Below are 21,976 nucleotides of genomic sequence, written 5' to 3'. Positions count from 1 at the left end.
CGTGACCACCCTGGATCCGAGGCCGCAGACTGGCGCGGCGCCATGGATTGCATCCAACCAAGCCATGTGGGATGCCCGCGTCCCGATCCACGCCGAGAGCGCCTGGTATGACCTCGCCGGCTTCCGGGCTGGCGCTATCGCGCTCGACGACCTCGAGCTCGGAGGGGTCGGCGACGTGAGGGGGCGCACGCTGCTCCACCTCCAATGCCACTTGGGACTCGGGACGCTGTCCTGGGCCAGGCAAGGCGCGCAGGCAACGGGTATCGACTTCTCCTCCGCTGCGATCGCCGCAGCCCAGGCGCTGGCCGCCGAACTCGAACTGCCCGCACAATTCCAGCAAGCTGAAATTAGTCAGTGCCGACTGGGGCGACTGTTCGATATCTGCTTCACCTCCTGGGGCGTCTTGATGTGGCTGCCAGACCTAGCCGCCTGGGCGCAGACCATCGCCGCTCACCTTCGCCCGGGTGGAACCTTCTTCCTCGCCGAAGGCCACCCCCACCTGTTCATCTGGGACGACGAACGAGACGGCACCGGTTATCTGCCCCGCAATCCATACTTCCGGCACAGCGAACCGGTCACTGACCGGGAAGCCAGCACCTACGTGGACATGACCGTGCAGCTCGGGCACCCGCAGCACCGCTGGAATCACCCGATCGGCGACGTCGTCACCTCGTTGGCCGACGCCGGGCTTCGCATAGTTGAACTCGCTGAACACGCCCGGCTGCCCTGGAGGCCCCTGAGCTGGATGATTGAGGACTCCGACCGACCGGGCTGGTGGCGAATCGAGAACGACCCATTCCCCCTCAGCTTCACCATCAAAGCCACGAAGGAGACCTCCCGGTGACGACGACACAGGGCTTCAACCTCACATGGCCGCTCGCCACGCCGCCGACTGGACCCGAACATGTCTGGGCAGCGAGCTATCCCGACTTCGTCGCCATGATCAATCAGACAAACGTCATGCCCGGCGCGTTCGCCACCATCAATGACTGGGCCTTGCACGCGCGCATGAGCGCTAACTCCACGCTGCTGGACGTGGCCTGCACCACCGGATTCACCTCTCGGGAGTTGGCCCGGATCACCGGCTGCCGAGCCTTGGGCTTCGACCTGTCGGCCAATGCGATCGCCCTCGCGCGTTACAACCACCTTCAAAGCGGCCGCGCGACAGACGTGGAGTACGTCCAGGCGGACGGCATGGACTTCGCCCCCGGCCGCTCCTTCAGCCACATCGCCGTCGGCGCGGCCCTCGGGTTCTTTCCGGATCCTCCGGGCATGGCCCGTCGGCTCGTGGATCTGCTCGAGGACGGCGGCCACATACTGGCCGCGCCGTTCTGGTGCGACTACGAACTTCCCGAAGAAGTCCAGACCTTGCGGCGGGATATCTTCGGCATCACCAGCCCGATGGAGACCCGAGCCGACGCCCTCGACCTGTTCCGCGGACTCGATGTGATCTACCAGGCCGATCACACCCTCACCCCTGAGACCGACGAGCAGGTTGCGCACTACTGCTACTCCACGATCGAGCGGGTCTGCCATGACGCGGAAATCCGTGACCCACGAGTGAAAGAGGCCATGACCGAACGGCTCAAATCGGTCAAGAACGCAACCAACCGCCTCCGCGCCCACCAGCGCTACTCCGTCTTCGTCTTGCGCTACGACGCGACCACATACCCGCACCGCTACGTGGAGCTTTTTTAAGCAAACTCAATGCCCCAGGTGACCCAATTGATCATTTTTGTGAACGGGCCGTTCGGCGTCGGCAAAACCACAGCAGTCGCCGAACTGAACAAGCTCATTCCTGACGCGCTCATCATCGACCCCGAGAAGGTCGGACACATGCTCTGGGCGCAATTACCCGAAGTGATGCGCATGGAGGAGTTCGAACTCGAACCAATATGGCCAGCGCTCACTCGTACATTGATCGAACAAGTCCACCGAACGTACGGACGGGACCTGCTCATTCCAATGACCATCGTCCGACCCCGTGTGTTCGGCGAAATTGTTCAGCCTATCCGAGATCTCGGCATAGCCGTCACCCATGTGACGCTGCTAGCGCAGCCCGAGACGATCAGGGAAAGGCTGCGCCAGCGCGGTGAAGGACCTGATCGCTGGGGTGAGCTGAGCTGGGAAGGCCTCCAAGTCGAACGCTGCCTGGCCTCCCTCGCCCTGCCGGTCTTCGCCACCCACATCGACACCGAACATCTCACGCCGCCACAAATCGCTGCAGCAGTCATCACGCTGGCTGGTTTAGCCGATCCGGAAGGCCGGTTGATATAGATGACGGTGTGTTGATACTTCTGCCTCCACCCTCAATGCGGAGTGCGGATGGTCGGCTTGCCGCGAGTCCTAAGGTTGACTACCCGACCGGTCCACTGCTCTGCCGCGAATGCAGCGTAAGTCCACACATGGTCGGCCTAACACCTATCTAATAGGCTTGAGCGTACCTCCGGCGATGCCGCCGGTTTCACTACAGCGGACGGGCATGATGTGACCCAAGTTCGAGCGCTGTGCGAGCGCAGGCGGCACTGGGAGCCCGTGCGAGCGGCTATCCTCTGTGTATCTCGGCGATCAACATCTACTGGAGGCGTGACGTGGCTGGCGTGAAGCAAGGCGATTGGGTGGCCGTCGCAGCGGACCAGGTCATCGCCGAAGGCAAACGCCGCGGGCCGGACACACCCCTCGTCTGCGCCTCAGGGATCAGCCCGTCAGGGCCGATTCACCTGGGCAATCTACGGGAGATCATGGTTCCCCATTTCGTCGCGGACGAACTGCAGCGGCGGGGCCTGGAGTGCAAGCACATCCTGTCGTGGGACGACTACGATCGCTTACGCAAGGTGCCCGCGGGCCAGCCGAGCTCTTTCGCTGAGCACATCGGTCGACCGCTGACATCGGTGCCAGACCCATGTGGCGAGCACCCGAACTGGGCCGAACACTTCAAGGAGCCCTTCCGCGCCGCACTCCTGCAGCTCGGAGTAGAGGTGGTCGAGGTCAGCCAAACCCAGATGTACACCTCCGGTGCGTATCGCGACCAGATCCTCCACGCGATGCGGAATCGTGCTCAGATCGACTCTGTCCTCGGCCGCTACCGCACTGCGAAGAAGGCCGGCGACGAGCCCGAGGGCGACGACGACGAAGCCGAGGGTGCTGGCGCGGGCATCGAGTACTACCCGTACAAGCCGTACTGCTCGACCTGCGGACGCGACACGACAGCTATCACTGCCTTCGACGAGAGTTCGACCTACATCGAGTACACCTGCCAGTGCGGTCACGCGGACGGATTCGCGCTCAATCGGGTGAACGGGGGCAAGCTCGTCTGGAAGGTCGACTGGCCCATGCGGTGGGCGTACGAGCGAGTCACCTTCGAAGCCGGCGGCGTCGACCACTCCTCCCCAGGATCCAGTTTCACCGTCGGCTCGCAGCTCGTAAGAGAGGTCTTCAACGGGCGGCCACCCTCCTATCTCGGCTATTCCTTCGTCGGAACGAGCGGCGGCTCGGCCAAGATGAGTGGCTCGGTCGGCGGCGCCCCAACACCGACCAATGCACTTCAGATCATCGAGGCCCCGCTGCTGCGCTGGCTCTACGCCCGTCGCAAGCCCAACCAGGCGATCACAGTTGCATTCGATCAGGAAGTCAGCCGCCTGTACGACGAGTGGGACGCCCTCGGCCGAAAGATCGATGCTGGCACGGCTGAAGCAGGGGACCTGGCGGTGCGCGCTAGGTCGATTGGCTCTGCGACGCGAACTCTACCGACCACCGCGAGGGCGCTGCCCTTCCGGACTCTGGCTTCTGTCGTCGACATCACGACAGGCGACGATCAGCAGACTCTACGGATTTTGAAAGACCTCACGGTCGATGACCCGCTTCAGACGCTGGATCAGGCACGCCCGCGCCTTGACTGCGCACAGGCATGGATCAGTAACTACGTCCCCGCCGACGAACGGACCCAGGTCCGCTCAGAACCAGACGCTGCCCAGCTTGACCGACTGACCCGCGCACAGCGCGAATCTCTCAAGCTCCTGCTCGACGGTCTCGATGAGCACTGGTCACTTCCTGGGCTCACCGCCCTCGTCTACGGGGTTCCGAAGCTCCAGGCGGGGCTGGCCTTGGATGCCGAGCCCACCCCGGAGCTGAAGGCCGAACAACGCGCACTGTTTTCATTGCTCTACATGCTGCTCGTCGGGCGCGACACGGGACCCCGACTGCCCACACTCCTCCTGGCACTCGGAATCGAACGTATCCAGAAGCTCCTCACTGTGCCGTAAGGCGGCCACGATACCTGCCTGAATGCCATCGGCGCGTCATGCGAGTGTGCCACGGACGAGGAGAAGAGCCGACGTGAGCGAACGCCTCGGAGCACAGCTTCCGCGGACTCGACGAGGTTTCACTGGCCAGGTGATCTCAGCATCCGCGACGGCTTTCGAAGCGCTTTTGCGCTCTGGAGCCATCAATCTACCCCAGCAAGTCTCGATCGTCGTTGAACCTCATCTTTGGGCTAGCGCAAGAGCCGACATTGGAGGTGAGTGGCACGCCATCGGCCGAGCGCTCGTGCTGGGGCTGCTCAGCGACACCATCGAAGTTCATATCTGGTGCTCCAGCACTGACAGCAAGGTCCCCCTTGACACGGAAGCCGAGGCGGAATTTGTCCTTGCCTACGTAATGGATGAACTAGTCCCGCTCCTCGGCGGATCCAGCGTCAACGCAGCGGTCGCCGACCTCTCTATTGACCTGGGACCTCCGATCGGCCCGTTCGGGGAGTGCTGCCTCTAGGCGCCACAAGACTGTGGCCGGGTCCAGTTGGACCTTCCGCTGATTCCGCCAGGCCTTCGTTCGACCTTCGCCGGTGGCACTCTTGGCTTGAGGAAACGGCGGCCGTGCTCGGGCGATGGCCTGGATGGAGAAGCAGACAGTAGTCTGTGATACTGACGACCTGAACCGGGGCCTTAGGTCGAGGACGAGCAGGGAAGGGTGCGGCGAGTTCGACAGATGATCAAGCCGCGCAGAACCAGGCTCGCCCGCCGACGACGCACTGTCGGCCTGTCCCAGCAGGACCTTGCAGATCGCCTGCGGGTGGATGTCCGGTCCGTCGGCCGCTGGGAGGCAGGCACTGGCGAGCCCCAGCCCTGGTTGCGCATCAGCCTGGCACGTGCGTTGGAAATCACGGTCGGCGAGCTCGACCAACTGCTCAGCGAGAGCCAGCATGTAGTGCCGGAGCTCGTTGCCGCACAGCCGATCGAACTCTCCCTTAACACCGATCACAACACGCGCAACCCGATCGGCACGACAACCACGGGGGGCGGACTGGCCGAACTCCGGATAGCGCTCGCGAACTCAGTATCCGGTGGTTCGCTCTCGAACGCTCTGCTCTCCGATCTCGAGGAGACCGTTCGGCGGTATGGACTGGTCGCCAGGGGCCAGCCCGCCAGTGTGCTGTTTGCAGATCTTACGGCTGACCTTGCCGAAATCCAGGAGCTCTTCGCTCGGCCCCGTCCCCTTTCAACAGCTGCCACTCTAACCAGAGTCGCGGCACAGATGTCAGGACTACTGTGCCTCACACTGATTAAGCTGGATAGGCGCAGCGACTTCCGAAGCTGGGCCCGCGTAGCTAGGAATGCCGCGGTCGAAGCCGGCGAGCCGGAGACCCTCTCCTGGGTCCTGGCCCAGGAGGCCTACGGGCACTACTACAGCGGCGATCTCGGCGAAGCCCTGATAGTTGCCCGCGGTTCCCAGGACGCGGCGGGCGCAACGGCCAGGGTCGGCTCTGTGCTCTCGGTGGCCCTCGAAGCGAGGATTCTCGCCGCCCGGGGCGACGTACATGGCTGCGAGCGCGCTCTCGGAAACGCCGAAGACGCTCTGAGCAGGTTGGCGCCGGAGTTCGTCAACGACTCCGCGTTCGGCTACGACGAGGGCCAGTTGCGCTTCCACCAGGGAAACGCCTACACCCATCTCGGCGACACGGCCAACGCGTGGCGCGCATCAGAACAAGCTCTCGCGCTGTGCAGCCCGGACGACTACATGGACCGCACCTTCGCCCAACTCGACCACGCGTCCTGCCTAATCCGCGCGGGTGACGCAGGATCGGGCCTCGCGTACGCTGTCGAGGTCATGAGTGGCTTGAGTGACGCTCAACGCGCGGGGATCATCAACCTTCGTGGTCGGCAGTTGCTCGAGGCTATTCCCTTGGCGCGCCGCCACGCACTGCCCGCTGCTGCGGAACTTCGAGACCGACTGATGACCCCCGATGAGAACGAGGTGTTCGAACCATGATCACTTTGACCGCAGCCAGTCCTGAGGACGCCGCGCAACTCGCTGGTCTCATGGACGAACTTGAGCAGTTCTATGGCGGAACACCCACAGAGTCGCTGGACGAGAAGGTGGCACAGATCTCCGAGGCGCTGTTCGCGGATCGGCCGGCGGCCGAGGCGATGCTTGCTTGGGACGGCGACAAGCTGGCCGGATTCGCCTCATATTCGTTCCACTGGCCGGCCTCCGGCTTCACGACCTCGCTCTTCCTCAAGGAGCTGTATGTGGCCCAGGCATACCGACGCACCGGCATCGGCAAGCAACTGATGGCCGCCCTGGAGCAGGTTGCAAGGGCCAAGCGATGCAGCCGCTTCGAGTGGGGAACCGATAGTGACAACGAAGCGGCGCAGCGGTTCTACGAGTCACTCGGAGCTATCCCGAGCACCGGCAAGATCTCGTATCGTGTGACTCTCTAAGGGCCAAGTCCTTAGCCACTAACCGGTGAACCAGCTTGACGCTCGCTAGTTGCCTTGCTGGGTCTGGGATGCGCGGGCACGGTACGTCCTCAACCGGCACAGAGGGCGAAGACGATCCCTGCGACCACGCCGCACGTAGCCCCCGCCCATACCTGCCCCACAGTATGATCGCGGACGCGTACGCGCGACCAGCTAATCCAGACCGGCAGAATGAAGGCTAGGAGCACCCCGCGGCCACCGAGTCCGAGTGCCCACCAGATCAATACGGCGCCAGACGCTACGGCCGCGTGCACGCTCGCTTTCCACCGGAAGATCCCGGTCACCAAACCGGTGAGTAGGAGCGTGAGTATCATCACCGCCGCGAGCAGTGCCATCGCGCCTTGCCGGCAGGCTGCCGCCGCCGCGCAGTAGGCCAGGACGGGCAAGATCGTCACCGCGTATTCGAACCGGCGGTCGACTCCGCGCGCGTGGCGGTCGCCGAAGCCGCGGTGGGCGACGATGAGCGACTGGGGCAGCACGGAGGCGACCAGCGCGAGCGCAGCGCCCCACCAGGGATGGTGGGCGAGGAATCCGGCGGGGACGGCGACGAGGATCACCAGAACCCATGGGGCTCCTAGCTCGGTGCCGATGCGGGCCAGGACGGCGAGGGTCTTGTTCATGGCGTGAGGGCTTCCGTCGGCTCGGTGGTCAGTGCGTCGGCGACCAGCGCCAGGCGCTTCGGATCGGCGAACCAGGCCGGCAGAGACCATCCGGTGTGCACCTGCGGCTTGCCCTGCAGGCGGGCGTGTGCGGCGTTCGCCAGTGTTCGCGCGACCTCGGCCTCGGTGGCCTCGGTGGTTGCACCGTCGCACCACGGGAGCAGCAGACGCGCGGCGTCGCGCAGTTCTACCAGCCGTGCCGTCACGTGTTCCTGGGTCGGAAGCAGCGGTGCGGACTCCGACGCGTCGAGCATGCGGGCGAGAGGGGCGAGCTGCTTGATCTGCTGGCGCCTTTCGGGCGCGCGCACGGCGGTCTCGAGCCCGATCCCGGCGACCGGGGTGAGGATGCCGGCGACGAGGAGGAGTCCGGCCACGAGCGTGGAGTAGGTGCCCACCGCGATGATCCAGGGGGTCGCGGGGTGGAAGCGGTCGATGACGAGGTTCGCGAGGACTGCGAGGACGTAGACCAGCGCGAACCAGGCCGCCGCCTTGATCATGCGGAGCCCGGCCCTGACCGAGGGGCGTGCGGCGATCTTGACGGCTCGGACGCTCAGGGCGCGGATGTCCCACAGGGCGACCAGGAAGTATCCCTCGTAGATCGCGCTGTAGAGGAGGAAGACGCCGTCCTGGCCCCACCTGCTGGCGTAGTCGACGGCGAAGGGCTTGCCGGCGAACTCGATCAGGAACGTCGCCGTCATGGCGATGAGCACCGCGGGCAGCAGCGCGGTGCGCCACCGGGCGGCGGCGGCTCGTTCTTCGGATCTGTACGCCGCTGCGAGGATCAGCATCTGGACGCACCACGCGAGGATCATCCCGGCGCAGTCGCGCAGAAGGACCTCGATGTTCTGCTCGGACGGGACGGCGTGGCGCAGTGCGGCGTCCACGCTGTTGTCCAGCAGCAGGAAGCACGTGCCCAGAACGGTCATGACCGCGAACATCAGGCCGGAGCCGGGCCGGCCGTGGCGCCACCATCTGGCTGGGCCGGCGAGCGCTGCGGCCCAGGCGATTGCGGCCACTGTCAGGGTGAGTATGTCCACCGTTGTCCTCCCCGTTCGGATTGCTGCTATTCGATGCCGAAGGCGCGACGACGCGTTCGGCGAGTTCCTGCGCGTCCTGGCCCGCGTCCGCAACGGCGTGGGGGCGTCGGGCCAGGGCGATCCGGACGGCGAGCCGGCGGGCGAAGGCCTCGGCCTCCTCTTCCTGGGCGCTGTCGCAGGCAACGCATCCGCGCAGGAACGAGCCCTCGGTCTCGAGGGCCCTGTCGAGCACGTCCTGCCCGTAGATGGAGGCGAGGATCGGATGGCTGGTGGCGTCGGGCCCGGCCTGGGGGATCTCGACGTGGCCGAGCACCAGGTGTGCCACCTCGTGCAGAGCGATGTGCTCCTGGTGCGCGACGTCGGCGTCCTCTGGAACCTGCACCAGGTCCAGGGCCTCGCCGTCGATCAGCATCCGGTCCACGCGGCCTGAGGGGCCGCGTGGATCCATCGGCACCGGCGCCATCATCGTCAGTCGCCCGGTGAGCTGCTCGGTCTGCTCGACGATGTGCTGCAGAGCCAGGCCGGCGTCCGGGGGAAGCGGGAAGCGGTCGGCGGCCAGGCGGACGCGCCTGCGGTGATACCAGTCAGGAATCCGCATCGTCGTCCCGGCCATCGTGCGGGGCCGGATGTCGGCGATTGGCCAGCAGACGCCGGCCGATGCGGCCGGCCTGCTCGAGCTGCCGGATCATCTCCTGCTTGACCTCGGCGTCGGGCTCTTGGTCGTAGCGCATGGCGAAGGCCAGGAAGTGGGCGCCGCTCCTGCGCTGGGCGAGGAGCTCCTGCAGTTCGAGATCGAAGTCCTTGCCGAGGTCGGTGTCGCTGGTCAGCACCTCCTCCGGCGCGCCGAACAGGCGCGCGATGGCGCGCAGGTCCTCCTCGGTCACGGCGTCGGTCTCAGGCTCGGTTTGCGCGTCCTGGGCCGCGATCGCCTTGCGGTCGGCTTCCGTGCCCACCATGAGGTAGTCGCCGGGGGCGGCCGGGAACAGCCCGTGTATGGCGCGTGCGTGTTTGAGCGTGGGCTCAGTCTCGCCCCGGCGGGCGTTCGTGATCGTGTTGCGGTGGATGGGTGTGCCCATCGCCGCGATGCGTGCGGCCGCCTGTTCGTTGGTGTAGGGCAGGCCGGTCTCCGGGTTCGGGAAGAATTCGAACAACCTGTTGAGACGGTCCTTGACGGTGTCGCTGTTGAGCCGTGGCGGCTGTCCGCCTGGAGGCGCTGTCACCTGCCCCTCCACCCCCCATCGCTTATCAGAAATCTGACATACAGTCAGTGTCCAGATTTTGACACAACCCGCTGTTGACTGTGGCGCACGGTGACGAACTATAGTACTAATGTGTCGTGGGCACAAAAAGTTGTGCTCGGGGAGGGGCGCGACGCATGCGCTCTTTCACGACGCCTGTTTTCCCGCGGTGGGTGGGGCAGATGCGTAGATTTGCCGCGTCCACACGTGGTCGGGGAGCACCATGGAGAGAGGGCGAACGTGCACGTAGAGGCAGACGACATCCGGCGGGCGTTGGAACGGGGTAGCGGTGTTTGGCCGGTGAGCTCGCGGCAGGCGGCGGCGGTGGCTGAGGCGCTCGCGGCGAGGACGACGGTGTCCGGGCCCGCCGCGCCCGAAAAGCTTCCCGCATCAGAGGCGGCCGAATTCGCTCTGGCAGGCTGCTAGCGGACGTGCCGGTGATCGGGATTCGCGACTCGACCTCCAGCGCACCACGCTGAATGAGCACCACATGCGCATCGCCCGCTCCGTCTCGCCGGAGCGGGCGATGCGCATTGTGATACCTGAGATAGACGGTGATCACGGCTGTCCCGGCACCGTTCACCGCACGCTGCGTGCCGCAAGACCCGCGGACGGCGGGGCCGGTTGCCACGGAGCACGGTGAAGACAGAGCAGGAAGAAACCCCTGAGGGTCGCATTCGGCGACGCGCGTCCAGCCGCGGCCGAAGGCGAGCCGTCGAACGCCCGTCCGCGCCGGCGCACAGTTGATCGCCGTGGCGCTACCCGGACGCCAAGCCGACGGCGGGCGCGGATTTCTGTACCTAGATTAGTACATTGTTGGCCCCTATGTGAGTGGGCGGGGTACCCGGGACCAGCGGGTCCCGCCCACTCGTGGACTGCCCCCCGGGCGGGGTAAGCGCTGCCGAAGGAGCGACCCAAGGCTTCACCGTAGCAGGGTGCACCTGACCGCGTCTGCTCCGTTACGGCGTGCTTGCGAGCCCAGCATGCTGCCGCCCGCCTCAGACCACGAAGTGCGCCGAGGTGCGTGGCGAACGGGACGCGGGCCACGGGGCCGCGCAACCGCCACGGCCGGTCGCCGCGGCGGGGGCATCCGCGCGACTCGAGTTCGCCGCGCCGCTGGCGGTGGATCGGCACCCGCGTCGGCGCGGCGATCGCGGCTTCCCGTCTGGCCGATTCGGTGGCTGCGCAAGGTCTACGCGGCCGCCGTCGGTTCGCCGCGGATGGCGTCTCGGTCGGCTCTTCCACATCTCCCCTGCCCTGTGGCCAGGGATTCTGCACTGGGGACTTGTCATAGGTACCAGCAATGCATTGTACTGTGCACCTGGAGGTGGAGCCGTGATCCATCCAATGCCCGAGCGCGCATCCGTGGCCCCATGGCCGAGCGGGTTCGATTGCCGGCCACGCCGGTACCCGCAGTGGGGCGTGGTGACGAGCCGTAGAACCCTGCACAGCAACTGCCGCAGCCTTCATCCGAGGCGTGCCACCGACCGGGTCGGCCTTGCTCCGCCTCGCCGCGGGGTCCTGCGCGGAGCCGCGCTGTGACGGATGTCCCCGATCAGGTCCGCATCGCGCTCGCCCGCGCGTTCGCCCTCGGTCCGGACGACCAGGAGCGCAGGCTTCAGGGGCTTTTGGAAGTCCTGACTCTCTCGGCTGCGGGAAACCCCGTGCCCTCCCCGGCGACCGTTCGCGCGGGATCTCTGGTACGCGACTCGGACGAGCGCTGGTGCGCGGCGCTGCTCGTCGCCGAGCTCGGCGTCTTCGCCGGCGTACCGGTCGACGACGGCCTCGTCTTCCTTCCCTGGCACAACATCACGGCGTTCGCGCCCCCCGGGGCTCCCGGGCAGTGCGACCCGGCGCCCCGGCCGAAGCCTCCCTTTTCCTAAGGCCTTTTACATCCTCGGTGCGCGCCGGCGACAGCGCGCCATTGCCCCGCTGGTCCGGCACGCCGTCCGCCTCCTCGGCCGTCCGGAAGTCTGCACCAGCACCGTCGCGCCGACGGCTCCTCGCCGATGCCTCGGCCCGGGAACGATCTACGGTAAGGAGAAGCAACCGTGTCGCACTCCCCCACCATCGCCGCCCGCGGCTTCGTGCACGGATACGACCCCGCCTCCCGCGTCAGAGTGCCGATGGCCGTGGTCTGCGATGCGGAGCTGACCCACCAGGCCGTGCGCGTCTGGATGAAGGTACGCAAGCTCTGCGCGACCGACCAGGGCTGCACGCTGCCGGTCTCCACGCTCGCCGCTCAACTGTCCGTCAGCCCTCGGACCGTCGACTCCGCGCTGGGCTCTCTGGCCTCCCGGGGCCTGCAGCGTACCGAGCAGCAGGTGACCGCGTGCGGGTCGAAGGCGGCGTCCCGGTGGGCGCTGCTGCCCAAGACGGCGGTTCCCGGATTCGTGGACCTGCCCATCGGGCTCGTCGACCGCCTCGACGCGCCGAAGCTGAGGGTGCTGGCCGTGATCGTCCACCAGACGGCGACAGCCGGGGAGGCGACGGCCGAGACGGTTCGCCACCGGCTGGGCATCTCGAGCGAGCAGGCACGCGAGCACTGCGCCGGGCTCGTGGCCTTCGGCGTGCTCAAGGTCGAGTCACGGGCCGGGCGCGGAGGGCGCAACCTCTACCGCCCGATCCACCTCCAACCCCCGCCGCAGGCCCTGCCCCGCCCGGCGCCCGGACCGGGTATTTCCCGCGCGCCGGGTGCCGGGGAAACCTGCGCGCCGGACCACCGTGGAAACGGCGAAAACTGCGCGTCGGCACCGGGGGGAAGCTGCGCGGCGGGTGCCGGGGAAACCTTCGTCCCCTACAGGAAGACGATGGGGGAAGGAGAAAGAACCAAACCGTGCCCCTCCCGTCCCGCCGAAGGCGCAAGTCCCGATACGGGCGGCCGCACGCGGCCGGGACGGGAGGAGCTCGAGCCGGCGGACAACGAGGAGCGCCCGGGCGCGCGTCCCGCCGGGTCCCGCCCGGGGCAATCCTGGGACCGGCTCGTCGAGGGCGCCGTCGAGCGCGTCCGGCGCGCCGAGGCACCCGGGCGCAGCGACGTCGCGGCCGCCCTTGCCGGACTCGGCCCGCTCGACAGCTCGCTGACCGGCTGGCGAAGGCTTCGCGTCGGCGTCCGCGTCACCGAGATGATCGAGGACGAGCGGCTGGAGCCCGAACGGATCGCCGCCCGCATCCGCCGGGCCCTGGACCGGGTCTACGACCGCGGTGAGCAGGTCCGCGACGTCTACGCGTTCCTGATGAAGCTGGCCCTGCTGACCCCCTACGGGTGCCAGGACCCAGCGTGCGAGGACGGGCGGCTCTGGCCGGACCTGGTCCCGTGCAGGGCGTGCCTGGAGCGCCGCCGGGACAAGGCTGCCGACCGGGGCCGCTCGGCGTCGGCCGACGCCGGCCCGTCCTGCCGGGTGGGCGAGGGCCTCGGCTCGGGACACGGCGCGCCCCAGCCGGTCGGAAGCCCTACGCTGGCGCATGAGAGCTTCATGAATGCGCGCGGGGGAAGGCGGGCGCACGAGGCTGTTCCGCCCGGATCCGCAGGGCGATCTGCGAGGGGCGTCGAACTCGCGGGCGCGGTGGCATAGCGCCGGGGCCCGGACGTGATGCAAGCGCACGGGCGGGGTTTTTCGCACTCTGTAAGAAACTGGTCCCGGAACTAGCTGAATCGGGAGGGCGGTCCGCTATACAGTTCACATAGCAGTACGCAATGGATGAGCCCTGCACCTATGAGCCCCGTCGAGACCCGGCCTCGCACGCCACGCCTCCCCCGAGGGTGTGCGAGCCGCCGGGTCCGATCTGGGCGCTCATGTGGCCACAGCGGCATTGCAGAACTGGCCATGTAGTACACGTCGGCCCGACCAGCCGGCCTGAAGGGGTAAGCACGATGCGGCCTTACGGCTACACGACGAACCAGCGCACGGAATGCATCGACGACGAGCTGGAGAAGGGGCGCGCGGCAGCCGCGCAGTTCCTCGACCAGGACGGCACGACGCTGCGCGGGCTTGTCAGCGAGTGGAACGTGCGCGGGTACAAGACGGTCACGGGCAGAGACTGGACCGAACCGACGATGCGCCGAATGTTCCTCAACCCCGCCAACGCCGGGCTGCTGCCCGACGGACGGCCGGCGCCGTGGCCGGCGATGTTCGACCCCGAGACCCACCGGCGGCTCGTGGAGAAGCTGACCGACCCGGACCGGCGCAACGGCGTCGACCTGGAGGGGCGGGTCTACCTGCTCACCGGGGACGAGCGCGCCGTGTGCGCGCTGTGCGGAAAGGCGCTGAGCGCGCACCCCACCACGCCCGGAGTCCGCTCTTACGCGTGCATGACGGGCAGGCGCACGGGAGGCTGCGGCAAGATCCGAGTCCAGGCCGACGGGCTCGAGAAGCACGTCGCGACGCAAGTGCTCGCCCGGATAGCCAAGGACATGGACGGCCCCGGAGCGATCCTGCGGGCTCACGAGAAGCTCGGCATCGACGCTGCCCGCGCCCGCGAGCAGGCCCGCAGCGCCCAAGAAGCCGCCAAGACGATGGCGGGCGAATTCGCCGCCGGCAACGCGTCGAAGGAGGCCTACCTCCAGGTCGCCGCCCACGCCGAGCGTCTTGCGGCCGAGTCTGCGGACCTCACTCGCCTCGCCGCCGTCGAGCTTCCGACCACAATCGACGACATCGCGAACTGGTGGAACCACGCCAGCGTCGAGGACCAGCGCGTGCTCGTCGACATCTTCATCGAGCGGGTCTACGTCGGTTCAGCGACGGCGCGCGGCTCTCGGACCTTCGACGAAAAGCGCGTCACCATCGCCTGGCGCTAGACCGCCGCGGATCCCGAGAGCCGGCCGCACGGCATTCACCGGCCCAAGCGGAGGGAGCGGAGAACGCGGCGCTCCCTCCGCTTGGGCCGGCTGAAGCCGCGGCTCGCCGCGCGGCGCCGGGCGAAACCAGTCGTGTCCTCGGCGGCCGTGGACCTAGCCTGGAGCCGGAACAGGAGGAACGACGGCGTGGACATCCAGGCACCCGAGGAGCTGTTCAAGGAGTTGCAGCGGCCGGACGAACGTTCGCTGCGCTCCACGCCGCTCGGGGCGGGTGCCGCGGCGCGCCCGGCGGAGGCGGCCGCCTTCCTTCAGCAGATGATCGGCCACATCGACCTCGTCGAGCAGGTCCCGGACCGGGTACGCGAGACGTTCGAGCAGGTGCGCACGCTCTACTCCCGCGGCGTGCTGCTCTACGACCTATACGCCCTCGCCCATGACCGGGCCCGCCTGGTGGTCGAATACGCGCTGAGGGAACGCTTCATGGACCACCACGACGGGTCCGTCACGTTCCTCGACGCGCACCACGCCCCGCACACGCTCACCCCGGCCGGCTTCGCGGACCTCGTCGAACAGCTTCCCACCGACCTGCTCCGCAAGCCCCACTCGTGGAGGCTGAGGCTGAGCGACGGGACGACGATGTGGTTCAACGGCAGGTTCGATTCGCTGGTGAAGTGGGCGCGCGCCGAGGGTCTGCTGCACGGGCAGCGCAACCGGCACCACGAGTCGATCCTGAAGGACGCCCGGGACCGCATCGCCCACTCCTCCGGCTACCGGCTGCTCACCCCGGACCTGGCCGCGCAGGCGATCGGTGAACTGGCCGAGATCGTCAACCGGCTCTGGGGTTCGTTCACGCCCGGCGGGCGCTTCTACCCGGCGCCCGCCACGCGCGAGGTGGTCGCGATCGGCTGGGGCGACGACGGCAGGATCATCACTTGGGCGCCGTTCGCCGAGTTCAATCCGGCGTTCCCGCCCGAGGGGCTGACCTACGTTCTGGTGAGGGCCAAGGCGAACGACGACGAACTCGCCCACTACGACTCCCAGTACGAGACCACCTACGTCCCCTGCGACCTGCTGTGGGGACCGGGCCCGTGGCCGGAGGCGGCCGCCTGGTTCGAGCGCGAGCAGCCCGCCGGCGACCAGGTCGAGATCCTCGACCGGCTGTTCCTGGTGCGCCACCACGAGCAGCGCCTGCACCTGCCACGCACCCCGCAGATCGCGGCCGGCCTCGAGCAGGGCGAGCGGGAGGGCACCTGGTACCTCGTGCGCGCGGACGCCCCCCTGGACGCCTTCAACCACCTGCGATGCCTGCTGGCCTGCGGATCCGGCTGCGCGCTGGCGGATCCGTGCCGTCGTGGGCCCCACACCGCGACCGGACCCTGCTCCGGCGCGCGCTGCCCCGTCGACACACTGCACACCGGCACATTGCAGGAAGGCCTCGAGCACCTGCCCGGCACGCCGCCGAGACCCCGAAGCAACCCGGATGTACGGGTCTCACGTCGAATGCCGCGCTACAACATCATCGAACGCGGCACCTGGCAGGTTCCGCTCGACTGACCGGACACGACGCTTCGCGGCCGCCGAGCCGGGCGCTCAAGATTCATCCTGTGAGTCCGTGCCGACGCCTGCCGACTGGTGGACCTCGGAGGTCCAGTGCCGATCCGGGAGCTGTCGCGGAACCTGGGCGGCCGGTGGACTGTACTCGGGCTCAGGGTGCTCGATGACGTGCCACACCGCATCGATCTGAACGGCATCGACGTCGCTGGTGACTTTCTGGAGGCGGTCGCGCAGCCAGGCTCCCACAGCTGTCCGCTGCTGGTCGGAGGCCTGGCTCCAGATCGAGGTGCGGGTGTGCTCGCGCGCGCCGGCAGCGGCTTCGAGGTCGTGGCGCGCGGCGTATTCCAGGTCTGATGTGATCCGGTGGTGCGCCTCGCACCATCCTTCGAAGGAGATCTGGCGCAGGTCGAGCATCATGCGGGTGTGGATCAAGGCGCGTGCGCACATCACGCCGATCCATGCGCGGGCAAGATCGTCGCGGACGTCCACCCCGCTCGCGGCCAGTTCGGCCCGCCAGCGCGCGTCGATCTCCTGGAACGCACTAACGGCTTCGGGGTTCGTCGGCGTAGTGGCCTGGCGGCGGGCCGCCGTCCGGTAGACCTGGCGGGTTCCCTCCAGCGTGGGGCCCTGGCCGCGGTGGTAGCCGGATGGCCAGCCGGCCAGGGGCCCGTCCTGGTCGGTGGCGAGCTCGCAGGGGCAGAAGATCTCCGGCCGTAGCTTTTCGCGCTCGGCGCGGGTGTGCTGCCAGTCGGCCGGGTCGGCGGCGAAGTGGTGCTCGAGGAACTGGCGGGCGGTGAGCGGCCACGGGTGTAGCAGCGGCTGGCGTTTGTAGGATTCGTAGGCGATGGTTTTGGGTTCGGTCAGCCAGCGGACCATCGCGCCCGCGGCGCTCGACCCGGCGTTCTTCCGGCCGCCGCCGTACCGGCTGGCGGCGCCGAATCCGTACTGGGCGGCAGACCACGCCACCGCGGCGAGCTGGCCCGGGTCGAAGGCGGGACGTTTGCGGACGACGGCGTCCACCACCTCCTCGTCCTTGACCTGTGAGGCGGGCGGGCAGCCGTAGCGCCAGCGCATCATGGCGCCCAGGAATCCGGCGGCGTCGGCGCCGACGATCCGGTACCAGGCGTCGACCACCTCTCCGGTGTGACGCACCGTCCGCAGGTTCCGCGCGAGCCATCCGGCACTGTGCGCGGGGCCCTGGTCGGTCCACGGCGTCGTGTAGTGGGCTTTAAGGGGGTGCCATCCGGTGACGGCGCCGGTCTCGTCCCAGGCGAACGCGTGGGACGGCGACCTCGGGTCCACCGTCAGGTACCCGCGGCGCACCAGGTCGGCCAGGAGGTTGGCGTCTAGGCCGGCGGTGCCGATCAGGGTCGGCTCGCCCTGGTCGTAGGTCAGGAAGTCCTCGACGCGGATCACCGTGCCCTCGCCGCGGTGCGCGGTGAGCAGGGCGAGCAGACCGTAGCCGGCGACCAGATCCCCGAGAATGATCTCTGCTTCGTCGGCGCGTTGCTGGTCGGCGAGCAGCTCACGGCACCATCGCTCGATCTCCGCGCGCCCGGCGGTGCGGGCGGTGTCGGCGGCCGCGCAGGCGTTGCACGGGCTCGCGGGGCGGCCGGCGACGCGTAGAGCGACGTTGCGGCTATCGAGCAGGGTCGTCTTGCCGCACGTCGGGCAGGCCAGCGCCGGGTCGTAGGCGCGCGCGTGCAGCCTCAGGTGCCTGGGCAGCGTCGTGGCCGAGCGCACCCCGAGACGCTGGGCGATGGGCGCGGTCTGGTGCACGTAGCGGCCCCGTTCATCGCGCGACCAGTATTCGACGGCGGCCTGGTGAATGATCCCGTCGTGCCCGTAGAGCTCGATGACGATTCCGCCGGGCGCGGTCACCACCTCGACGTCGGGATCCATCTCGAGGACCGGCGCATGTCGGCGCAGTGATGCGGCAACGTGCTCGAAGTCCCGATCCGGCTCAACCTCGACGTCGGCCTCCCGGGCCTGTCTCTGGGCCGCGGCCGCGGACGATCGGGCGCTGGGGGACCGCTTCTTGCTGGAACTGCGCTTGCCCATCTTCAAGGAACTCCGGGTGAGGCCGTCGGGATCTTCTCTCGCACGTCGCGGGGCGGGTGTGCCGCCCTCGTCCGGCTCAACATGATCGCTCCGCAACGGCGGCCACGTTGCAAAGGATCGATCTGAAGGCTAGTGCACGATATACCTGGTTCGGGCCCAGGCGTATATCTGATCCCTGTGACGCTGTTCGGGGTCTGAGCCGTCGAGGCTCGGCGGGTAGTACCGTGCCCGGTGATCCGCCTCGAGATACCAGAGTGCGAGCACCGCTCTGGCCGGCGAGACTTCGAATACATCGAACGTTTCGCCGGCACCGGACTGCGGCATCTGCTCGGGGCGTAGGAAGCCGCCGGCCGGGCGCAGCGGGCGTCGGATCCCGCGGTGCTCGCAGGGGACGGTCGGGGTGAAGGCTTTGATCGCGCGCCGTTCGATGCTGGCCGCGTCCCATCCGGTGGGTGTGGGGAACACGGCGAGCAGCTGCCATCCGCGTCGAACGTGTTGGGCGATTCGCCGGGCGGAAGGCTCCAGGCAGGCGCCGACCTTCACCGCGCCGAGGTCCTGGTGGCCGACCACGTACACCGCGGCCGGCGGAGTGTGACTGATTCCCACCGTACGAACGTAGTGGTAGTCCGGGCCGGGCGCCCGGTTTTCGAGTGATCCGGGCAACCTCAGGGTTCTCACTGCCAACTCGGGTGGCAAATATCAGTCTTGATTCCCTCAAGCCTCGCTTCACGTCATGGCCCCGATGGCGCGAGGCCGGTCCGCGGCAGATTCCGCGAGCGCTCGCGTAGAGTTCGCTTACCCGATCAGCGGCCGGTCCGCGCTGGGGAGGGAACGTGCCCGGCTCGAACGGGTGGCCGGGGTACACGATGTCCCGCACCGCGAGAGCCGCGAGCAAGGTCATGGGGACGGAGAAGGAGAAGTCGGATGGCGGCGTCGAACACGAGCGAGGAGACGAACCTCGCCCCGGGTGGTGCTGCCCCCGGTCCGCCGACCGGCGCGCAGATGCTGCCGGGCGGGATCGGTTTGGAACTGCTCGGTGCCGACGATGCGATGCACCGGGCGGCGGCCGCCTACTGGGAACGCGACGCCCGCGGACGCTGGGTCCACGCGGCGGGCGAGATCGCTGCCGACATCGGGGTGGAGCACGCCACCGTCCTCGCGGCCGTGCTGCGGCCCCACGCGCTCGCCCACGATGCGGCAAGTACCTGCCTTTCCTGCGGACGAGTCCCTACGGTGACGAGCAGATCCGAAGTGCTCAGCCCGAAGCAGCGCGCCACAGCCGTGTGCGAGACGTGCTCCGCAGCGAACGCCGGCACGCGGGAGATCGCCAGACGCTCCGCCGTTGCCGAGTGGTGCCGGGGCTTCGACCGGCCCGCGCCGTCCTCGATCGAGCAGATCGCGGCCGGCGAACCGCTGTTGGCGTGGGCCATGCTCGCGATCTGCGCGAGCCACCGCGGCCAGGACGAGGTGCTGCGTGCCGAAGACTGGGCGCGCGACGGAGAGGGCGAGCAGGGCCTGTACGGCGAGCGCCACCTCGACGAGCGCCTTCTGCGCCGCCTCGTGGCCGACGGATTTCTTCGCCCCGATCCCAGCTCGCCGACCACCGCACTGACCTGGGATGCCGAGACGCTGCCCGGCCAGTGGCATCCGGCGCAACTGCACTACACCCTGCCGCAGTCCGCGATGACGGTGCAGGAGACGGCAACGGCGCTTCGCGACGCCCTACGCTCTCGTGTCTGGCACGAGGCCGAACTGCTGGACCTGTGGCATGGGATCGTCGCCGCCGACGCCACGGCGAACCTCAGCAAGCTGATGGCCCACCGCTACGGGCAAGCCCCGCTGCCGGCGCACCACGCCTTCGAGCTGTACGGCAAACTCCTTCCCGCCGGCACCACGCTGACGCCCGGTCAGCTCACGAGCATGGGGTGGAGCGCCGCGAAGCACGGGTTGGCGTGGGACAAGCGCACTCCCGGCACCAATCCCACGCGCGCTGCCAAGGCCGCCGCAACCTCCATGGCGTCGTGGATCGAGGAACCCGGCCGCTACCCGCACGAATCCTACAAACGCGCCGTCCTGACCAATCCGTGGTCGAAGATCGCCACCAGGTTCTTCAACTTCACTCTCGGCCACGTCAGCGCAGCCCAAGACTGCCTGGTCGACCCACAGCGGCTGACCGGCGAACACCTGCACCTGCGGGACCAGCCCGGCAGCGCAGCGGACACGCCGAACTAGAGACGAAGCCCTCGCGCACCGCCGTCCGCAGGGAACGGGCCGCGGACGGCGACGACGGCCGGCGTCTTTCACGCTCGCAGCGCGCCGCCCGTCAACGTACTGCCGCGGCTGCCGCGGGAGGCTCGTCGTCGGGGTCGGTGAGGAAACCCCGCATCGGCCCCTCGAGATCCGGAAGCGGCTCGTCCAGACGCGCATGCTGAGCCACGAGGGACGAGGCGCCGGCCGGCCGCTGGCCGGCGTCGAGCGACTCAAGCATGCGCGCCCGCAGCAGATCGGCGCGCTGGTCCGCTGGCAGCGATCCGAGGTCGAGCGCGTGCTCCGCGCAGATCGCGGACCACAGGTAGCCCGCGATCGCCGCGCGCAGCACACGGAAATCTCCAGCGTGTTCGGCCTCGATGAGGGCGGCCTCGATGCCGGCGTCGAAGGACTTCACATCCGCATGCCTCGCATACAGCGCACGAACAGTGAACAGCGGAGGCATGGGCTCATCCGGCCGCGTGCCGGGATGGTTCGGCGGAACGGGGATCACAGCGTCTCCTTGCGGTCGCAGGACGGCCCGGTGGTCCTTCACCGTAGTCGCCTTGGCCGGACGAATTCAGGCGATTGCGCGTTCGCAGTCACGAGCCCCGCGGTGGCGTCCGAACCCGGGGACCGCGGTCACCGACCGCGTCTCGGAAAGACCCGACCTGCCTGATCACGCGCCGCCGGCCGACGGCGCGCCGTACGCCATCCGATCGAAGATCACCGGCAGGACCCAACCGGTGACGTGGTCGTGGAGGCGGGCGAGCAGGTCGACGGCGTCCTCGGCCGTCGGCTCGGGCCCGACCGCGCGTGCCGGGTCGTCGATGAGGGCCAGGTTGAACTCGTGGTTCACGTCGCCCTGGCCTTCGTCGCCGCCTTCGACGTAGAACAGGATCGAGCCGTCCATCATCGTGCCGTCGCCCGGAAGCAGCCGGCGCTGCGTCGGTCCGAAGCTGGTCCACCAGAAGACGTCGGGCCACCAGGTCACCACGGCCAGCCGCCGGTGCTTGTCGATGTTCCACAGAACATCGAGCCGGTGCAGTTCGCTCAGCTCGAACGCCAGCGTGTAGTCCAAGTCCATGTCGGCGCCCTCGTTCAGCAGCATCTCCACGTTCACGAAGGGCTGGACCGCGCGCAGCGCCGCACGGGCCCGGTCGTCGTAGAGGGGACCCCGCGCCTTCCTCGCGTTGAAGAACTTCACGTCGAAGTCGTTCGGGGTGGAGCAGATCGGGAACTGGGGCGCCCGCTCCTGCTCGGCAGTCAACGTCCCGCCGCCGCCGAGCCGCGCGATCTCGTACGCCACGCTCTCGAGTGCGGCCCGCAGGTTGCTCAGGACATCACCGATCGTCGCGTTGATCACCGTGGGAACCGGCTTCAACAGGCGCAGCCGGTAGGGCACGCGGCCCGAGGTTTCGGCCGGCTCGGCCGTGACCGCGTACGGAACGGAGGCGCGATACTCCCCGACCAGCCGGTCAAGGTCCCGGAGGTGGGCCGCCGCGCGATGTGCCTTCACCCACCATGCGGAGTCCTGGTCGAACCATCCTGTTGTCCCCTGATCCTTCACGGCCCCATGGTGACACCGCCCAGACCCGCCGAGACACCGAGATCGCGTACTTCGCAT

The 21,976-nt window shown here is 68.2% G+C and carries 20 protein-coding genes; 13 read left to right on the top strand and 7 right to left on the bottom strand.

Translation table 11 applies throughout. The features are described from left to right. Position 1: 1 nt before the first annotated feature. The 7 genes from KDK95_RS05760 to KDK95_RS05730 all read left to right on the top strand — a co-directional run bounded on the left by KDK95_RS05760 (position 2) and on the right by KDK95_RS05730 (position 6,716). Complete coding sequence (locus tag KDK95_RS05760) at positions 2–844, top strand: class I SAM-dependent methyltransferase (protein ID WP_212516963.1); 843 nt, start codon at positions 2–4, stop codon at positions 842–844. Beyond that, on the top strand, positions 841–1,698 hold the full coding sequence (locus KDK95_RS05755; RefSeq protein WP_212516962.1) for a class I SAM-dependent methyltransferase: 858 nt from the start codon (positions 841–843) through the stop codon (positions 1,696–1,698). The genes KDK95_RS05760 and KDK95_RS05755 overlap by 4 nt, the downstream gene beginning before the upstream one ends. A gap of 18 nt (positions 1,699–1,716) precedes the next feature. Beyond that, the gene (locus KDK95_RS05750) at positions 1,717–2,277 is read left to right on the top strand and encodes an AAA family ATPase (protein WP_212516961.1); all 561 of its coding nucleotides are present in this window, start codon (positions 1,717–1,719) and stop codon (positions 2,275–2,277) included. 314 nt (positions 2,278–2,591) lie between these two features. Then, positions 2,592–4,262, top strand: a complete 1,671-nt coding sequence (lysS, locus tag KDK95_RS05745) for a lysine--tRNA ligase (RefSeq protein WP_212516960.1) — start codon at positions 2,592–2,594, stop codon at positions 4,260–4,262. Between the two features lie 73 nt (positions 4,263–4,335). Continuing rightward, entirely contained in the window at positions 4,336–4,767 is a 432-nt protein-coding gene (locus KDK95_RS05740) for a hypothetical protein (RefSeq protein ID WP_212516959.1), read from the top strand. Positions 4,768–4,983: 216 nt separating this feature from the next. Next, positions 4,984–6,264, top strand: a complete 1,281-nt coding sequence (locus KDK95_RS05735; protein ID WP_212516958.1) for a helix-turn-helix transcriptional regulator — start codon at positions 4,984–4,986, stop codon at positions 6,262–6,264. Further along, positions 6,261–6,716 (top strand): GNAT family N-acetyltransferase, encoded by a 456-nt coding sequence (locus tag KDK95_RS05730; protein WP_212516957.1) that lies wholly within the window; start codon positions 6,261–6,263, stop codon positions 6,714–6,716. Before KDK95_RS05735 ends, KDK95_RS05730 begins: the two co-directional genes overlap by 4 nt. An 89-nt stretch (positions 6,717–6,805) precedes the next feature. Here the strand turns inward: KDK95_RS05730 and KDK95_RS05725 are convergent, their stop codons facing one another. Further along, positions 6,806–7,375, bottom strand: coding sequence for a hypothetical protein (locus tag KDK95_RS05725; RefSeq protein ID WP_212516956.1), 570 nt, complete (start codon positions 7,373–7,375; stop codon positions 6,806–6,808). Then, the gene (locus tag KDK95_RS05720; protein WP_212516955.1) at positions 7,372–8,451 is read right to left on the bottom strand and encodes a hypothetical protein; all 1,080 of its coding nucleotides are present in this window, start codon (positions 8,449–8,451) and stop codon (positions 7,372–7,374) included. The genes KDK95_RS05725 and KDK95_RS05720 overlap by 4 nt, the downstream gene beginning before the upstream one ends. Here KDK95_RS05720 and KDK95_RS05715 point away from each other — a divergent pair. Next, complete coding sequence (locus tag KDK95_RS05715) at positions 8,444–8,881, top strand: hypothetical protein (protein ID WP_212516954.1); 438 nt, start codon at positions 8,444–8,446, stop codon at positions 8,879–8,881. The genes KDK95_RS05720 and KDK95_RS05715 overlap by 8 nt on opposite strands. Before the next feature lie 154 nt (positions 8,882–9,035). Here KDK95_RS05715 and KDK95_RS05710 read toward each other — a convergent pair whose 3' ends face one another. Beyond that, positions 9,036–9,671, bottom strand: a complete 636-nt coding sequence (locus KDK95_RS05710; RefSeq protein WP_212516953.1) for a hypothetical protein — start codon at positions 9,669–9,671, stop codon at positions 9,036–9,038. 1,556 nt (positions 9,672–11,227) lie between these two features. On the opposite strand from KDK95_RS05710, the gene KDK95_RS05705 reads away from it, so the two are divergent. The 4 genes from KDK95_RS05705 (at position 11,228) to KDK95_RS05690 (ending at position 16,041) form a co-directional block, all read left to right on the top strand. Next, a complete protein-coding gene (locus KDK95_RS05705) occupies positions 11,228–11,572 on the top strand; it encodes a hypothetical protein (RefSeq protein ID WP_212516952.1) in 345 nt (114 codons plus the stop codon). A gap of 168 nt (positions 11,573–11,740) precedes the next feature. Beyond that, entirely contained in the window at positions 11,741–13,264 is a 1,524-nt protein-coding gene (locus KDK95_RS05700; RefSeq protein ID WP_212516951.1) for a helix-turn-helix domain-containing protein, read from the top strand. A 299-nt stretch (positions 13,265–13,563) separates the two neighbouring features. After that, positions 13,564–14,487 (top strand): recombinase zinc beta ribbon domain-containing protein, encoded by a 924-nt coding sequence (locus KDK95_RS05695; RefSeq protein WP_212516950.1) that lies wholly within the window; start codon positions 13,564–13,566, stop codon positions 14,485–14,487. A 186-nt stretch (positions 14,488–14,673) separates the two neighbouring features. Further along, on the top strand, positions 14,674–16,041 hold the full coding sequence (locus tag KDK95_RS05690; RefSeq protein WP_212516949.1) for a hypothetical protein: 1,368 nt from the start codon (positions 14,674–14,676) through the stop codon (positions 16,039–16,041). Positions 16,042–16,077: 36 nt separating this feature from the next. Here KDK95_RS05690 and KDK95_RS05685 read toward each other — a convergent pair whose 3' ends face one another. Together KDK95_RS05685 and KDK95_RS05680 are read right to left on the bottom strand one after the other, a co-directional pair. Continuing rightward, complete coding sequence (locus KDK95_RS05685; protein WP_212516948.1) at positions 16,078–18,102, bottom strand: hypothetical protein; 2,025 nt, start codon at positions 18,100–18,102, stop codon at positions 16,078–16,080. A gap of 129 nt (positions 18,103–18,231) precedes the next feature. Next, positions 18,232–18,708: a hypothetical protein gene (locus KDK95_RS05680; RefSeq protein WP_212516947.1), complete on the bottom strand. Its 477-nt coding sequence runs from the start codon at positions 18,706–18,708 to the stop codon at positions 18,232–18,234. 318 nt (positions 18,709–19,026) lie between these two features. On the opposite strand from KDK95_RS05680, the gene KDK95_RS05675 reads away from it, so the two are divergent. Then, positions 19,027–20,334, top strand: a complete 1,308-nt coding sequence (locus KDK95_RS05675) for a hypothetical protein (protein ID WP_212516946.1) — start codon at positions 19,027–19,029, stop codon at positions 20,332–20,334. A gap of 91 nt (positions 20,335–20,425) precedes the next feature. Here the strand turns inward: KDK95_RS05675 and KDK95_RS05670 are convergent, their stop codons facing one another. Together KDK95_RS05670 and KDK95_RS05665 are read right to left on the bottom strand one after the other, a co-directional pair. Next, entirely contained in the window at positions 20,426–20,863 is a 438-nt protein-coding gene (locus KDK95_RS05670) for a hypothetical protein (RefSeq protein WP_212516945.1), read from the bottom strand. 165 nt (positions 20,864–21,028) lie between these two features. Next, positions 21,029–21,919, bottom strand: coding sequence for a hypothetical protein (locus tag KDK95_RS05665; RefSeq protein WP_212516944.1), 891 nt, complete (start codon positions 21,917–21,919; stop codon positions 21,029–21,031). Positions 21,920–21,976: the final 57 nt, after the last annotated feature.

Source organism: Actinospica acidithermotolerans (genome assembly GCF_018139625.1).
Classification (GTDB): Bacteria; Actinomycetota; Actinomycetes; order Streptomycetales; family Catenulisporaceae; genus Actinospica; species Actinospica acidithermotolerans.
This window is presented reverse-complemented; position numbering and strand designations above follow the sequence as displayed.

What these genes read in the sequence shown, in the direction of transcription:
- KDK95_RS05725 (WP_212516956.1), bottom strand. Translation starts at nt 7,375, where the DNA reads ATGAACAAGACCCTCGCCGTCCTGGCCCGCATCGGCACCGAGCTAGGA.
- KDK95_RS05715 (WP_212516954.1), top strand. Translation starts at nt 8,444, where the DNA reads ATGTCCACCGTTGTCCTCCCCGTTCGGATTGCTGCTATTCGATGCCGA.
- KDK95_RS05675 (WP_212516946.1), top strand. Translation starts at nt 19,027, where the DNA reads ATGGCGGCGTCGAACACGAGCGAGGAGACGAACCTCGCCCCGGGTGGT.
- KDK95_RS05685 (WP_212516948.1), bottom strand. Translation starts at nt 18,102, where the DNA reads ATGGGCAAGCGCAGTTCCAGCAAGAAGCGGTCCCCCAGCGCCCGATCG.
- KDK95_RS05730 (WP_212516957.1), top strand. Translation starts at nt 6,261, where the DNA reads ATGATCACTTTGACCGCAGCCAGTCCTGAGGACGCCGCGCAACTCGCT.
- KDK95_RS05735 (WP_212516958.1), top strand. Translation starts at nt 4,984, where the DNA reads ATGATCAAGCCGCGCAGAACCAGGCTCGCCCGCCGACGACGCACTGTC.
- KDK95_RS05695 (WP_212516950.1), top strand. Translation starts at nt 13,564, where the DNA reads ATGCGGCCTTACGGCTACACGACGAACCAGCGCACGGAATGCATCGAC.